Below are 15,078 nucleotides of genomic sequence, written 5' to 3'. Positions count from 1 at the left end.
GGGCTGGTGCTAGTGGTGTGTTGAAAAATAAATTTAAAGTTGAAGCAGGACGCTTTCGCCCTGGCCACCGCCGCCACACAGTGCGATAGCAGCTTTACCGCTACCACGGCGCGCGAGCTCTTTGGCAGCAGTTAAGACAAGACGTGCGCCTGAGGCACCGACCGGATGGCCCAACGCTACAGCTCCGCCATAGATGTTCGTCTTTTCCAGCGGATAATCCAGGTCTTGTAGTGACTGAACAACCACAGCCCCAAAGGCCTCGTTGATCTCAAGGAAGTCCAGTTCGCTGGTTGTCCAACCGGCACGCTTGGTAGCAGCCTGAATAGCTCTAGATGGCTGAGAATGTAGCTGGGAGTCGTGCGGACCGGCAACCTGCCCGTATCCTGCAACAGTTGCCAGAATGTCATGCCCATGATCTTCAGCATATTGTCGCGAGACGACCACCAGCGCTGCCGCCCCGTCGGACAGCTGCGATGAATTGCCAGCGGTGACCGTACCGTCTGACGCAAATGCTGGACGAAGCTTGCCTAAAGTTTCTGCGGTTGTATTTTCCCTAACCCCTTCATCGGTATCGAAGATGACGGGTTCGCCGCGACGTTGTGGAATCTCAATCGGGGAAATTTCTTCAGCCCGCTTCTGCGCACCGTCTATCGCCCGCTTATGCGAAAGGGCTGCGACGTGGTCCTGACTTTCACGATCAAGGCCAAACGAACCGTTACCTTGTTCCGTTAGGACACCCATGGACACGGCGCTGTCTTGATCGGTCAAAGCATCATGATCGGTAGCATCCAACATCGTGACCGGCCCATACTTATGTCCGGAACGCGAACCCGGAAGGAGATGCGGAGCGTTCGTCATGGATTCTTGGCCACCGGCAATGACCACGTCTGCATCACCGAGAGCAATCATGCGCGCGGCATCAATAATCGCTGTGGCACCCGATAGGCAGACTTTGTTGATCGTGATTCCGTGAACATCGCGACCGATTCCGGCGTGTAAAGCAGCTTGGCGCCCAGGATTCTGGCCGGCTCCGGCCTGAATGACGTGGCCCATAATGACGGTCTCCACGGCTTCGGCTGCAATACCAGCATCGGCCATTGCCCCCTGAATGGCATGGGCTCCCAGATCAATAGCAGAGTGGCCCGCGAGTGAACCAAGTAAGCGTCCGAACGGGGTGCGAGACCCACCGATAATCACTGCATCACGAGGTGAAGAGCTAGACAAAGTGACTCCTATGTTTGTGGCGTGGTGTCCAACACATTGTAGCGCAAAACACCCACAAACTAGTCACCTGTATAACCTTAGTGCTCCACTCTCAGTGAAAGACGATTAACTGAATTCAACAGTGCTTCTTTGGTATACGAGCGGGCCCGTTCAAAGCGGGTCTCGTCGACGAGTTGGGTCCAATCGTAGGTGTGAGTGACCTCGGTAGCAGTATCGCTCAACGGGCGCAGTTCCCAGCGGAAAAGGTGACCGCGAGGAGTTTCTCCGGTTGGCGCTGGATTCCAAGCGATGAGACGACCTTCACTAAATTCCACCACGTAGTTCGTTCTGGATTGGCCGTTGGTCAGATGCATGGTGAATTCCTGGTCCACATCAGTGATGCGTTGACCCTCGGGTGCTTCGGCAAGATTGTCATTGCCGTCCCATTCAGGCTGGCGCGCCGGATCTGCAATGAGTTCAAAGATATCCGCTGCAGCAGCGTTGATGGTTTGGGTGGCCTGTACGATGCGTTGCTCAGTCATGACCACCAGTTTGTCACCAACACATGGGGCTTGACTAGGTTTAGCGGTTATTCGTGACGGCCCTCGGCACGCCAACGAATACCGGCGTCGATAAAGTCGTTGATTTCACCGTCGAAGACTTTGTCTGGGTTGCCTTCTTCGTGATGCGTCCGCAAATCCTTAACCATCTGATAAGGGTTGAGCACGTAGGAACGCATTTGGTCGCCCCACGAGGCTTTTACGTCCCCGGCAAGTTCTTTCTTCTTTGCTTCCTCTTCTTCTTTTCGAATCAGCAAAAGTCGGGATTGCAACACGCGCAAGGCTGCAGCACGGTTTTGAATCTGCGATTTTTCATTTTGCATGGACACCACGATGCCCGTGGGGATATGCGTCATCCGCACGGCAGAGTCCGTGGTGTTGACGTGCTGGCCACCTGGACCGGAGGACCGGAAAACATCAATTTTGAGTTCAGTCTCAGGGATTTCGATGGAATCATCGGACTCGATAAGCGGGACAACTTCTACGGCAGCAAACGAAGTATGTCGACGTCCCTGATTATCAAATGGGGATATCCGCACGAGCCGGTGCGTACCTGCTTCGACCGATAGGGTGCCGAAGGCGTAGGGGGCGTTAATTTCGAAAGTCGCAGATTTCAGACCGGCTTCTTCCGCGTACGACGTGTCCATGACTTTCGCGGGATAACCGTTATGCTCTGCCCAACGCAGGTACATACGCATTAACATCAGGGTGAAATCTGAGGCGTCTACTCCCCCGGCGCCTGCCCGAATGGTGACGACGGCTTCCCGCTCGTCGTATTCACCGCTGAGGAGAGTTACTGTTTCAAGCTGACTTAAAGACTTTTTGATGCTTTGGAGTTCTTCCACGGCTTCGGCGTGAAGGTCAGCGTCATCGGCTTCTTGAGCGAGTTCGACTGTTACGTCGAGGTCATCGATCCTTGCATAGAGCGAGGTGAGCCGTCCTAGCTCTGTCTCCTTTCGGGAGAGTGCCGATGTGACTTGTTGGCCCTTAGCAGGGTCATCCCAAAGGTCGGGCGCGCTGGCTTCTTTCGAAAGCTCGGCGACGTCGGCGCGGATCTGTTCAATATCAGATACGGCCTCGATGGATTCGTAGGTATGTCGCAACGCAGCGATTTCTGCGGAAAAGTCTATATCAGCCATGGGCTTTCAAGGATACGCGATCTGGCGTAAAGGTCATAAATGTGTGTCTCAAGTATGCAGCCTCAGGTGTCGGTAACGATTGACTGCACTGTGGATCTCTTGTCTTCGTGGTAGGGCAAGGTGTCCCGGGTGGCCTCGGTGTGGGGACAGTACTTCTAAACCTTCGCTTTCAACCTTGTCCAGCAACAAGGTAATTGCCTCCGCTATGCTGAGCCGTCCGTCTAACTCGTCGGCCAGCCGGTCCATGGCAAAAGCAATAGCAGCGGTTTGGGCAGGGTCGATAAGCTGAGCTACAGCACTCAGCTCAACTCGCTCGCGACCAAATTGGATGACTGACCGGCCGCGCGCAGTGGCGGGTTTCTTCTTTGCCTGCGCTACCAATCCGTCAGCTCGTGGAATGCGTTCTGCCGCTTCCTGTTCGAAAACCGAAGCCTGGGTTTGGGCATTATCCGTTGCGGGAGATGTCCCAGCAATATCGTGCGCGCGGTTGGTCACATCAACTGCAACATATTCGTCCAGTGCGATGACGTGATCCGCGACGTCGAAGAATGCTCCGGACCCACCGGCCACCAGCACTGTGGATACACCGCAGTCAGTGAGCAAAGGCCGCACCCTGTCGACAAATGGCGTGATGGGTTCCCTATCGGCAGCAATCAATTCTTTCATGCGCTCGTCACGAATCATAAAGTTCGTGGCTGACGTATCTTCATCAATCAGCAGTGCCGTAGATCCTGATTCCAAGGCTTCAACCAAATTTGCTGCTTGAGAGGTAGAGCCCGAGGCATTCGTGGTCGAAAACTGGGTCGTGTCGGCACCGGATGGCAGTCCAGAGATAAACGGGGATATATCTACTCCTGTGACGGATCGACCGTCTTCGGCACGAATACTGACGGCGTCTGCCTTCGTGATCACCCATTCGCGTCCGTCACCAGATATATGCGGGTAGACGCCACGGGAGAGGGCACTCAGCAGTGTTGACTTTCCGTGATAGCCACCTCCGACAATCACCGTGACTCCCTCGTAAATACCCATGCCTGTGACAGTTCGACCACTTGGTAGTTGGAAGCTGACGCGCATGGTTTCTGGAGTAGAAAACGGCACGGCACCCTCGGTCAGCGGGGTATCTGTATCCCCGGACCGTCGTGGCAGAATCGATCCGTCTCCCACGAAACCAACGAGTCCGTTTGAGGCTAAAACACTGCGGACATACTGTTGATCCCGGTAGAGGCTCACATGATCTGCGAGCGCTTGGGCGTCTAAATGCTGGTGTTTCAGCGAGCGCTCTACAATCTGTGGGACTTCTTCGGTCAGGATTTTTGCCGCCTGACGGCCTCGAATCTTGCGACCTGAGGCTGGTAAGTCCACGGCGATCCGCGCTTCGATGGAGTTTTCACCAATGACGATACTGCTACGTTGAAGCACCTGTTGTCCGGGGCTTCCGATGCTGACAGCACTACCTGTGTTGGTCCGGCTGCTCTCCCGAATAGCTTGCGCGAAGCGCCTTGTGAGAAAATCACTGGTGGCTACCCTGCCAGCGGCGTCGTCGACCAATTCGTTCGGCAGATCGACAACACCGCTCGGCAGAATGACACGCATCAAAGATGCTGGAGCATACGGATCCACCTGCACCTTGTCTATTGAGAGCTGAAACTCACCAACTTGGTGGGTCCCGCGTATCTGACGGTAGGTTCCATACCCTTTACCATCGATCTGGTGCAGTGAATCACGTAAATTCATAACGCTCCGTTCTGCATTGCAATTATTTACCTCCAGCGTGCATAACCGGACAGGTCATTGGGTAGAGCATTCATAAATGAGATCTGCTCGCCTTCTGAAACCGCGTCGGTCACGGAGGATAGGACTGCGTGCGTTGCCAACTGGGCGTCCTGCTCGCTAGAGTCCAATTGTTTTTGGACCCTTGCCAGAAATTCCTCCGCATCGAACTCTTCGGGCTTGGCTTCTGGAGCCTTCAGGTGCTCTCCAATGCCGCTGGGTAGCTGGGCCCCCAGTTTTGCTGCTTCACCATCCGTATGCCGAGCTGCGAGCACGGTCAGGACCGCTTCCATGACGCCTCGGGCGGATTCTGCAGAATCGTACTCGCCACGTTGGCGAATCAGGTCAGTCAATTCGTCGGTGTTCATACTTTGTCTCCTATTCTCAGTGCCTAAGCGCACAATCACGTTGTACTTTCGTTTCTGGGTCTTCCGTAGCTACCGTTGCGTACCGCCGGGGACGTCGTCACCTTCTGGTTCCTGTGGGACGGCGTCGATGACTTCGTCCATATTTCCGAATTCCTTTTCGGGCAAAGTGCGCAGCGCCTGGAGTGACTTCTGGTCAGCCCCACGAGACTCTGCGTATTCAATCAGATTGTCCTTTGTTGCGGGGAAATCCATCCCCTGTAACGCTTTGGAGGCTCTCAAATCATCACGTGTGGTCATCTACGCTCCTTTACTTCTTCAGTTCGTCTGGTGCTTCAAACCGCAACACTGCGGCGACAGCATCTTCAACCTGGGTGTTGAGAAGCCCTATCTGGGCATCCACTTTGACACTGGCGCCCAAGACTTTCGCTTCATCGGCGGCCGAGCGATTGTGTTCCAACAACAGCGTCTCAACCGCGCCCATTTCAGCTGCACGAGCCACCTTGTCGGCGCCTTCTACTGCCTGGTCGTGAGCTGCGGCATATTCATAACGTTCAGTCAGTTCTTGTGAGCGGGCATTTGCAACGTCGCTGGCGATCGAGCGCAATTCTTCAGCGAGAGTCTCTTCGGCAGCGGCATCATCGGTACCGCCGCTTTCAGCTTCTCTGGCGATGTCGCGCAATGCTTCAGAGAGTTCACCAAGGAGTTCTTTGCGTCCCTGTACTTCACCGGCAAGGACCACGACATCCGGATGCCACTTCGTGGCGGTCTCGTCCAAATATTTAGCAACTTCTCGAAGGTTGTGTTTGGTTGCTTCGTCTGCCCGACGTTGAATCTGTTTGTGCGACAGTGCGCCTTCACGCGGTTTGTGAACCGAGGCGTTGGCCGCATCTGTCACGTTACGCTCTACTTGTTCGTCCAGCTCGTGTTCTTCTGCAGCGACAACTTGGCGTATCGTGGCGCCGGTCTGATCAGCAATGGCCACAAGCATACGAACCGACCGAGCCCGCTCACGTGCAAATGCACCAAGTTCTGGCTCTTGTGCAAAATGTGCAGCGTCTCCAGCACCGAGCGCTGCATCCCAATCAGCATTGAGCAATACGCCCGATGCATTCGCCACCAGAACCCTGCCGTTGCTCTGCACTTCGGCAATATCATCAACGATAACGGCATCTTCTAGTGCCATAACCGTTTCATCTGGGGCTCCGGCTTGCTCTAAGCGCGTTCTCAGATCGTCCCAGCGCAGTCTGACTTGGTGTTCCGCATCTGAGGCTGGTGCACGCCCTTCAAGGTAGATAGTTGCGAAGGGTCCGTCTTGGTCATAAATATTTCGAACTTCTGCTAATTGCACGGTTGCTCCTCAAAAGATTCGCACGGTGCCATAAGTTATGGCACGATGTTGATCGATAGGGTCGGGGCCATGTTCGAGTTCGCGATATTAGATGATATAGATTTTTCGCTTGAATATTGCCATTAGTTCGACCCTAACGACCGCCTGCCCTTTGTGACAACCCGCGAATCGCCGACACTCTTCTGCGCCACCTATAGCTGCATTACTGTTCAGAATCATTGAGCTGAGTACGTGCTGTACCTTCTGCAACCACCGTCACCCCGTCGGGGATAACCCAATTGACAATTGGCGGATGCGCGGTGGCACGAAGCCGAACTTGCACCGTCGTCTCACCGATAACCCGAACAGATTGCACAGCGATATTCGGGAAATGTTGCTCAGCGTCCAAAGCCCGAAGGTGCTCGTTGACTTGTTGCGATGCTGATGCGTCTGTAATGGTGACTGAGAATTCGTTTGGATCCACAATCGTAAAGGCTGTGGCCGCACTTTGAGCTGCAGAATCAGCCAACGACAAGAGTTTTCGGTGTTGTAAGTTGACAGACATTATGGCTGTAATCGTTAGTGCAAATAGCAAGATGACCACGGTGACACCGATGACGAAAACCGACGTTTGACCCTCGTCGTTTTCTCTATGTCTGATCATTCGAATTCTCCAATAACGTGGTAACCCGTGGCATCCATGGTAGCTATACGTGTTTGGTTCCCTAAGAACGTCGGAATCAGTGGTAACGGCACGTCAATGGAAACGTTGACCGTGATCTGTGTTCCAGGAGTGGTGCATGGAGCGTTGGTGCAATGAATAGTCGTGTTAGTGGTCGAAGGATCGAGCTGATAGTTTTCTGCGGTCAGGTGCACAGTCTGCACCGCTCTGCTCTGTGCATGTGAATCATTGTCGGTGTAGGCAATGGTTTTCGCTGCTTGATCTGACGCTGCAACGGCAGCGTAGCCTGCAGCTTGTAGCTGCGAAATCGTTACCAACAGATAGATTGCCGGGATAAGAAGGATGACAGACAAGGCAATAAATTCAACTGTGGCTGATCCGTGATCGTTACGGTGTGAGATCATATGCTTGAGCGGTGGCAGACAGTGGCACGGGTCCCGTCATGAAACCGAATATAGGGAGTTGATGATCAATTGTGACCGTGATGAGCTCGCCACTGGCATCACGATTGATCGCTACATTGGCTGTTTCAGCGTGTGGTATCGAATTCGTCAGTAAGTGGACAGCCCGGTCCTCGCCGTCGGCCATGCTCCGGTCGGCAAGTGCAGCATGCCTCGCACCCGCCGATGCAGCATCCATCATCGTATTCCTGGTATGTATGATGACGCCGAGCTGCAAAATAGTTGCACAGAGAACGGTGATGAGGGCGATGATCATCGCGGATTCCGCGATGATTGATCCCGACTCGCTCGTCGAAGCCATTTAGGAACCGGATACTCGAGCTATAGCTTCTTCGAAGAGACCGTTCAGCGCTGGACCAGCTATCGCTAAGAGGCCAGCCACAAGTATGGCGGTCATTAAAGTGATCATGACCCAGCCGGGTACATCTCCTCGATCATCTGTCAGGCTGTCATGCGTCAGACGCGTGAAGATTAAGTGCAATATCTGCATGGGTTCCTTTCAAGGTTATAGTCCGATGTTGAGTAATGAGAGTCCTGGAAATACTGCGAATACAACGGTTAAGGGCAAAACGCCGAATATCAACGGCACTAGCATCCCGATTTCCTTTTTGCCGGCCACTTCCAACAATTCGCGCTTGGTGAGTTCCCGGACATCGGTGGCTTGCGCATGAAGCACCGTTGCGAGGGGTGTGCCACGCTCATGGGCGACGGTAAATCCTGTGATGAAACGTTCAACGGAGTTCAGTTTTAACCGATCCGAGCATGATTGCAATGCTTTCACTAGGCTGTCACCCGAATGTGTGTCAGTTAGCACCAGATTGAACTCATATGCCAGTTCGCCCTTGGCCGTATGGGCGACGCGTTCCAACGCACCGTGAGCCGAATCCCCGGCGGCAACAGATAGTGCAAGAAGTTCAGCGATGGTCGGGAATTCCGCCAGGATCTTGGTACGCCGCTTATTGATCTGACCAGTTAGGAGATTATCGCGGGCAAAGAACGCGACGGTGGTCGCTGTAACCACCACTATGAACCCTATGACTGGGTGCAGGGAGTGATTAATCGCTGCCCAGATACAGCCGATCGTAGCTAAAGCAGCTGCAACCACCGCCATGATTAGCTGCTGCGCCCGATAATCTGCAACATTGAGGCGAGAACCGGCTTGCGCAAGCCTCGAGGCGAGCTGAGTATTGCCGAGGTTGAACTTGTTGAGTTGGTTCACTCCCGCCTGAATGATCGGTGCAGTAATGGTGGACAGCGTGCCCAAAGTCGTCAACGTTTGCTGTTCGGTAGCGCGAGTTATGGCATGTCCACGCATTTGCGGCGCAACCCGTTCCGCAAGAGTTGGTCGATTCAGCTTAGTCGCCACCGTAGTGAGGAATAGAAGACCAAGGCCACCAGTAATGGCGAACCCTATCGCTAACCAAATTGTTGGTGTCATAACACTCTCCGTTCGGCTGGGAGAGAGCCAATGTGAAGCATGAGACGATAGCAAATAACCGAAACGGCCATGCCTCCTAAGAGCACAAATAATCCCGCAACCGATTGATAGGCAGCTGCAGCATCGGGCTGTGTGGAAAGCAACAGCAGGATGACCCACGGGGCAACGACAGCAAGTCGTGCTCCGTTAACCGTCCAGGATTGGCGGGCTTCTAATTCTGAACGAGTACGGGCATCATCTCGCAGAAAATCGGAAAGGGTCTGCAATAATCGGCCAATGTCTGCACCGCCCACTTCACGAGTAACCTGAAGTGCAGCAATTAACCGGTCTGCTGTAGGGTCGGCCAGAGTATTTTTCAGGCGGTAAAGTGCATCGTCAAAACGTGCACCGGAACGATAATCTCTGGCAAAACCATCAAAAGCACCCCGTAATTCTTCTGGTCCTCGATCGCCCAGTTGCGCCAATGCCTCTGGAAGTGTGAGTCCTGCCCGAACTGCCGAACGTAGGTTATCGATGGCATCCGGCCATATCTCACGGAGGGCTGTTTGTCGGCGACTAGCCTGCCAAGACAATGCCGCCCATGGAACAGCCGCGGCAAATAAACCAAAACAAATACCAATTGGTGCCGCGCCCGTCAGCGCCGTCAAACTGATAAACACCACGAAGGCCAACACCAGGGACAAGGTCAGAACACCGGATACGGTGATACGCGCGATGCCACTACGAGCGATCAATTGTTGTGCTTTTGAGGGGGTGGGGTCTGAAGGTTTAAGTTTCCGTGGCCAGAAGGACCACCAAATCAAAAGCAAGCCAGCGCCGAGAGCCAGACCAAGAATCACGCTCACGCGGCGCCACCAACGAGATCACGAATGTCGATGCCAGCGGCTGTAAATTTAGGATGTTCCATAAGTCCTGTTGGATTCAGCGTTAGTTGGTCATCGACCATCCGAAAAACCGGCGCAGATTCAATGACGCCACCTTCCACGCGCTGTCCTACTGAGAGGATTTCAGTAACTTGCCGCTGGCCATCACTACTCCGAGTGCAGTGGACTACCAGGTCGAAACAACTTGCTACTGTAGGCGTCACAAAGTCCCTGCTAATATTTTCCCCTGCCAACAGTGGCAATGTACAGATCTTGCTCAACGCATCGTGAGCAGAATTGGCATGGACACTACACATGCCTGCAAGGCCAGCGTTCAAAGCTACAAGCATATCAAGCGCTTCTGCTTCCCGAACTTCTCCGACAATGATGCGATCGGGCCGCATCCGTAGTGCTTCTTTCACCAGCCGTCGAAGGGAAATTTCACCCACTCCTTCGAGATTTGGCTGGCGGCACTGCATATTTACCACATCACGTTGCGGGATCTTCAGCTCAAAAATCTCCTCCACAGTAATGACTCGTTCGCGCGCCCCAATTGATGCTGCTAAGCAATTGAGCATCGTTGTCTTTCCGGCTTGGGTAGCTCCGGAAACCAACACGTTGAGCCCAGCACCAACCGCAGCATCGAGAAATGCCGCTGCTTGTGAGGTCAGACTCCCCTTACGTACTAAGTCCGCTAACTTATGGGCACGAACCACAAATTTTCGAATGTTCACGGCCCAATGCTTCGCAGTTATATCTGGAATGACTACGTGGAGCCGTGAACCATCAGCTAGTGCCGCGTCGACGAACGGGGTAGATAAGTCGAGACGACGTCCACTGCTTTTCAGCATTTTCTCCACGAGATCAGCGACTTGCTGAGTTGACAGTGAGATATTCGTCAGCTCGGTGACACCGTTACGTGCACAAAAGACCTGCGCTGGACTGTTGATCCAGATTTCCTCAATCTCCGGGTCATCGAGGAGCGGTTGGAGAGGGCCGAAGCCTGCCACCGCATCAAAAACTGCCTGCTGGGTAGATACGACATCGTCCAACATTGGCAGTGCCGCATGCATACTACGAGCGTCATAATCCGAAGTTGCGGTCGCAACGAGCTCCCGTACCGTCTCGGGCTGGCCGGTAGGATCGAGTCCGCGAGAACGGATAAGTTCGCGAACTTCTAGCTCCAGCAATTGTTGCGCTTCCATTATGCTCCAAAATCAAGTGCACACAGTGAGGTTTCTGTGACTGTGTTCACTTTAATATTTTTTAGGGCCATTGCAATATCTGATCAGCTCATTGTGGATAAATTGCACCACGAAAGTTGTTTTCCACAACGGCGTTGGTACCCCTCACGCCCCGTGGAGCGTGAGGCATGATTGGGGTATTCATTCGAGCTGGAAAGGTGAGGTTATGTTGTTGAGAATTTTTGGTTTGCTCGATGAGCCGACTTGGTGGCACCTCAACCGCATCCCGGCAGGTGGTGGTGTGGAGCTCGCCCAAGTTCTGGCAGGAAAAGTACCTCATGCTCGTGACATGGAGTTTTTCCTCGACGACAAAGGCCTCATCTCTTTCGATTCCGAGGACCTGAAACAACGGTGGGCTCAGGGATCTGGCGAGCTCATTGCAAAACCAGCCGGGTCTTCTCCCCGCTACGAGCCGGCGCCACAGTTATCTTTGACGACTGTTGCTGGACCTGATGCCGGCCGCACCTTTCCTTTAACCCGTCGGGGGCTATCGGTCGGCCGCAACGAGGCACGTGCACGGGTTCGGGATCCGTGGCTATCAGCCCGAGAATTCGATATCCACCTCTCGTCCAATGGCACAGTTGTCACACCAATGAATAAACCAGAATTTTTATGGGAAACCGGCGAGCCTTACGCGGTTGGTTCCAGCCAATTTGCCGTGCGGCGCGGGCCCGGTCAAACCCTGGCTACTCCCAAAGCCCCCGATGAATTTGAAATCGATCCGGGCCAACCACCTTCACCACCGAATGTCTTACTCCAGGTTATCGGAGCAGCTGCCCCCTTGGTGATCGGCATCGTGCTGATGATGGTAACAGGCATGTGGTATTTTCTCTTATTCTCCGGCATATCGGTCATTATTGCTGCAGTCATGGTCACGCAGTACCGCAGAGCACGCCAACGATTCCTTCGAAAAATCCGCCACGCTTTAGACTCCGCGACGCGTCAGATGCGTAAGTGTGTCTATGGTCCGGAGCAAATCGCTCGTGCACTAGGTGCCCAAACTGCGGATCCTCTAAGCCTCAAAGGACCGCAGCCAAAGCACCCCGTGCTTTACCTTGGGTCCGGTATTCGCAAAGCAGGCCTTTCCCAAGCGCAACAGGACCAACGTTGGGAAGGTCATCTCACGACTACAGTGCCTATCGTGATAACGCTCGAGCCTGAACATCGAATGATCATCACTGGTGATCCGGCAAGATTGCGACCGATCAAGAATTGGTGCCTCGCTCAATTGCTTCGACATACTCAAGCTACTGCCGGTGGATTGCTGATTGAGCAGCGACAATATGCAGGACCACCACAAGTGCGAATCGATAGCCAAGTTGCTGCCGAAAGCTCATTACCCCAGCTCATCTTCACCACCAAGACTCATATTCTGCCTGACGAATATACAACCGTCGTCGACCTAGCTGAAAACACGATCGACGGTGCTCTGAAGGCCTCCAAAATAGTGCCTCTTGGTATTAGCACTTCTACGTTGCAGAAGATTAGATTTGGGCTTGCCGCTGATCAACCGGAGGACCCATTAGACTCGCAAAGCCTCGTCCTCTCCCCCAGCACCATGCAGGGGTACGCTGCCGAGGAGCTAGCCACAACTATCGCAACAGGAAAGCTCGGATTGGCTGTGGATCTCGTAAACGATGGCCCACACCTGTTAATTACCGGCACTACCGGATCTGGTAAATCAGAGCTACTACTTACCGTATTGACGGGGATCATAGAACGCTACCCACCAACCGAAGTCAGCATGATCCTTATGGATTTCAAAGGTGGGGCTTCATTCAACGTTTTGGACCCTTTACCGCAGGTGATGAGCGTCGAAACCAATCACGTAGCACAAACGTCATTTCGTTCGTTGGATGCAATCACGGCTGAATTGCTTCGTCGAGAACGATTATTTGCCGAGCACGAAGTTCCCGATTATGTCGCATTCCGACATTCTTTTCCCGATGTAGTGTTGCCACGGCTAATCGTAGCCATCGACGAGCTGCGGGTGCTCGTCGACAATAACAGTGACGCCGCGACCTCATTAGCACGTTTGGCCGCCACCGGTAGATCACTAGGGTTTCATCTGATCCTTGCCACCCAGCGGCTTCAAGGCGCGGTGAACACAGATATGAGAGCAAATATCGGCGCGGTCATGAGCTTGCGCACTGCTACCGAGCACGACTCCTGGGAAACACTTGGTACGGGCGACGCCTACCGAATCTCGCCCACAACTCCAGGCCGGGCCTACTACAAAACCGGCGGTGGACAGCCACAGCTATTCCAGACTTCCCGTTACTTGCTAGATGATGAGCCAGTGGAGTTGGTAGTAGCCGACCCGCAGGGCCGGGAGTATCTCAGCAAAACAACAGACTGGAACAGCCTGACCCAGGAGCTGTGTAACCGTGCCAAACATTTCCCGGTCGCCGACCCCGTGATTTTGCCGGTTCTCCCATCAGAAGTATCAAGCACCAATCTTGCAGCGCAACATCGAATTTCCCCGCCTTATGAGGTCATTGGACTTGTTGATGACCCAGCAAACTGTAACCAATATCCGTTGACGCTTGGACCACGGGCCGAGGGAACCGACACAACTGGCCTGACCAGCTCAGTTGCCTGGGTTGGTACGGCTGACAGCGGTATTGCAACCGCTATGAGGACAGTCTGTCATCATGTGCTTCGGCGTGGTGAACATAAAGTTTTTCTGGACGGGGGCCAAAACAGGTCTAACCGCCACGGTTGGGACATATATCTTCATGCATCTGATGCTTCACCAGACGCTCTGCATGATCTGACGCAACAATTAACCCGTCTCCTAGCTCAGGAAGAACTAACCACGATAGTGATCACAGATTGGGGTAGCTGGGCTACACGAACAGTCACTGGACATTTCCAGGGCTTCGAAGATTATTTGATCCAATTGCTGCGACAGAATTCCGCTACACTAACGCTCTATATTTTTGGCGCCAGGGAACTAGCTGGTGGTCGGATGATCGGCATGATCCCGGAGCGGTTATATCTCCCGTTGAACTCATCCACCGAGCATCGGATGATATGGCCCAAGTTAGTCTCCGTTCCTTCTATTGCTGCTCGGGCAGTCTTGGTCACTGCTGAACAAGAAACGAATGGCCTTGCGGTACAACTAAGTTATGTTGATCCGCCGCGCTGTGCCATGGCGGAAGAGTAGAGGCAAATAGTGGCCGCAGTAGATACATTCAACGACTCAGCCAGCCCGTAGAGTGGCACGGCAACACGGTGGTCGGCGTAGGTGAGTTCTTGCGCATTCAGGCCGCGCGCTTCATTGCCAAAAAGCCATACTGTTGGCTGTGCAAGGAAAGCGGCCGTAGCTTGATCAAGGCGTACGTCGCCGTAACCATCTGCAGCAAAAATCTGGCCTTGAAAATCATGAGTGTAGCCCTCAAGATCAACACCGATATATACGGGCAAATGGAAGAGTGACCCCGCCGTGGAGCGGACTGTTTTGGGGTTGTAGATATCAACCGTCTGGGGTGTAGCAATGACGCAGTCTGCTCCGGCCGCGTCTGCTGTTCGAATAATCGTACCCGCATTTCCTGGGTCTTGGATTCGTACGAGCGCACCCACGAGCTTGTCTTGAGTACTCGGCCCGGCCTGCACTACAGGCAGGTGCACGACCGCAATAATGTTCTGATGTACTACGGCATCAGACATTGCCTGAAGTACAGCCTCAGATGTTTTAGCGACAAAAACATCGGTGGACAAATCCTCGATAAGCTGTGCTGCTTCAGGATTCGAGGCGGTCAGCTGTTCAGTGTAATACACTTCAGCGACGGTATGTCCTGCCGGCCAAAATTCTGCAGCTAATTCGGAGAGTTCCAGAAGGCCTAGGTGAGCTCGAATGGCTTCAGTCGCTGATTGCGGGCCTTCTGCTAAGAATTGCTTACGTCGATTTCGGACAGCAGAACGCCCCGCCAATTGGGCTACCCTTTTGACGCGTTCTGCGTTTGGGTTGTCCATCCAATTGACGGGGCGATGATGCATATATCTGCTCTGTCGCTA

General features: G+C 53.6%; 16 protein-coding genes. 1 reads left to right on the top strand and 15 read right to left on the bottom strand.

Features of this window, described 5'->3' with window-relative positions; all coding sequences use genetic code 11:
* Positions 1 to 33: 33 nt before the first annotated feature.
* The 14 genes from G583_RS0111035 to G583_RS0110970 all read right to left on the bottom strand — a co-directional run bounded on the left by G583_RS0111035 (position 34) and on the right by G583_RS0110970 (position 11,019).
* The gene (locus tag G583_RS0111035; protein WP_022871240.1) at positions 34 to 1,224 is read right to left on the bottom strand and encodes an acetyl-CoA C-acetyltransferase; all 1,191 of its coding nucleotides are present in this window, start codon (positions 1,222 to 1,224) and stop codon (positions 34 to 36) included.
* Between the two features lie 77 nt (positions 1,225 to 1,301).
* Entirely contained in the window at positions 1,302 to 1,745 is a 444-nt protein-coding gene (locus G583_RS0111030; protein ID WP_029629505.1) for an SRPBCC family protein, read from the bottom strand.
* Between the two features lie 47 nt (positions 1,746 to 1,792).
* Entirely contained in the window at positions 1,793 to 2,902 is a 1,110-nt protein-coding gene (gene prfB / locus G583_RS0111025) for a peptide chain release factor 2 (RefSeq protein WP_022871238.1), read from the bottom strand.
* 48 nt (positions 2,903 to 2,950) lie between these two features.
* On the bottom strand, positions 2,951 to 4,639 hold the full coding sequence (locus tag G583_RS0111020) for an ABC-ATPase domain-containing protein (RefSeq protein WP_022871237.1): 1,689 nt from the start codon (positions 4,637 to 4,639) through the stop codon (positions 2,951 to 2,953).
* Between the two features lie 26 nt (positions 4,640 to 4,665).
* Entirely contained in the window at positions 4,666 to 5,043 is a 378-nt protein-coding gene (locus tag G583_RS0111015) for a DUF2267 domain-containing protein (RefSeq protein WP_022871236.1), read from the bottom strand.
* Between the two features lie 69 nt (positions 5,044 to 5,112).
* Positions 5,113 to 5,340: a DUF2795 domain-containing protein gene (locus tag G583_RS0111010; RefSeq protein WP_022871235.1), complete on the bottom strand. Its 228-nt coding sequence runs from the start codon at positions 5,338 to 5,340 to the stop codon at positions 5,113 to 5,115.
* Between the two features lie 10 nt (positions 5,341 to 5,350).
* Positions 5,351 to 6,391: a baeRF2 domain-containing protein gene (locus G583_RS0111005; RefSeq protein WP_022871234.1), complete on the bottom strand. Its 1,041-nt coding sequence runs from the start codon at positions 6,389 to 6,391 to the stop codon at positions 5,351 to 5,353.
* Between the two features lie 202 nt (positions 6,392 to 6,593).
* Positions 6,594 to 7,034, bottom strand: a complete 441-nt coding sequence (locus G583_RS0111000) for a Tad domain-containing protein (protein ID WP_022871233.1) — start codon at positions 7,032 to 7,034, stop codon at positions 6,594 to 6,596.
* Positions 7,031 to 7,456, bottom strand: coding sequence for a hypothetical protein (locus tag G583_RS15725; RefSeq protein WP_022871232.1), 426 nt, complete (start codon positions 7,454 to 7,456; stop codon positions 7,031 to 7,033). Before G583_RS15725 ends, G583_RS0111000 begins: the two co-directional genes overlap by 4 nt.
* On the bottom strand, positions 7,440 to 7,814 hold the full coding sequence (locus G583_RS0110990) for a TadE/TadG family type IV pilus assembly protein (RefSeq protein WP_022871231.1): 375 nt from the start codon (positions 7,812 to 7,814) through the stop codon (positions 7,440 to 7,442). The genes G583_RS15725 and G583_RS0110990 overlap by 17 nt, the downstream gene beginning before the upstream one ends.
* Positions 7,815 to 8,003: a hypothetical protein gene (locus tag G583_RS0110985; protein ID WP_022871230.1), complete on the bottom strand. Its 189-nt coding sequence runs from the start codon at positions 8,001 to 8,003 to the stop codon at positions 7,815 to 7,817. It lies immediately after the preceding gene.
* Between the two features lie 15 nt (positions 8,004 to 8,018).
* Positions 8,019 to 8,951 carry a type II secretion system F family protein gene (locus G583_RS0110980; protein ID WP_022871229.1) on the bottom strand — a complete coding sequence of 311 codons (933 nt, stop codon included), beginning with the start codon at positions 8,949 to 8,951 and terminating at the stop codon, positions 8,019 to 8,021.
* Positions 8,948 to 9,796 carry a type II secretion system F family protein gene (locus G583_RS0110975; RefSeq protein WP_022871228.1) on the bottom strand — a complete coding sequence of 283 codons (849 nt, stop codon included), beginning with the start codon at positions 9,794 to 9,796 and terminating at the stop codon, positions 8,948 to 8,950. The genes G583_RS0110980 and G583_RS0110975 overlap by 4 nt, the downstream gene beginning before the upstream one ends.
* Complete coding sequence (locus G583_RS0110970) at positions 9,793 to 11,019, bottom strand: CpaF family protein (protein WP_022871227.1); 1,227 nt, start codon at positions 11,017 to 11,019, stop codon at positions 9,793 to 9,795. Before G583_RS0110970 ends, G583_RS0110975 begins: the two co-directional genes overlap by 4 nt.
* Positions 11,020 to 11,224: 205 nt before the next feature.
* On the opposite strand from G583_RS0110970, the gene G583_RS0110965 reads away from it, so the two are divergent.
* Positions 11,225 to 14,227, top strand: coding sequence for an FtsK/SpoIIIE domain-containing protein (locus G583_RS0110965; protein ID WP_022871226.1), 3,003 nt, complete (start codon positions 11,225 to 11,227; stop codon positions 14,225 to 14,227).
* Here G583_RS0110965 and G583_RS0110960 read toward each other — a convergent pair.
* Positions 14,188 to 15,060 carry a TrmH family RNA methyltransferase gene (locus tag G583_RS0110960; protein ID WP_022871225.1) on the bottom strand — a complete coding sequence of 291 codons (873 nt, stop codon included), beginning with the start codon at positions 15,058 to 15,060 and terminating at the stop codon, positions 14,188 to 14,190. The genes G583_RS0110965 and G583_RS0110960 overlap by 40 nt on opposite strands.
* Positions 15,061 to 15,078 lie beyond the last annotated feature (18 nt).

It is taken from the genome of Yaniella halotolerans DSM 15476, assembly GCF_000420805.1.
Classification (GTDB): domain Bacteria; phylum Actinomycetota; class Actinomycetes; order Actinomycetales; family Micrococcaceae; genus Yaniella; species Yaniella halotolerans.
This window is presented reverse-complemented; position numbering and strand designations above follow the sequence as displayed.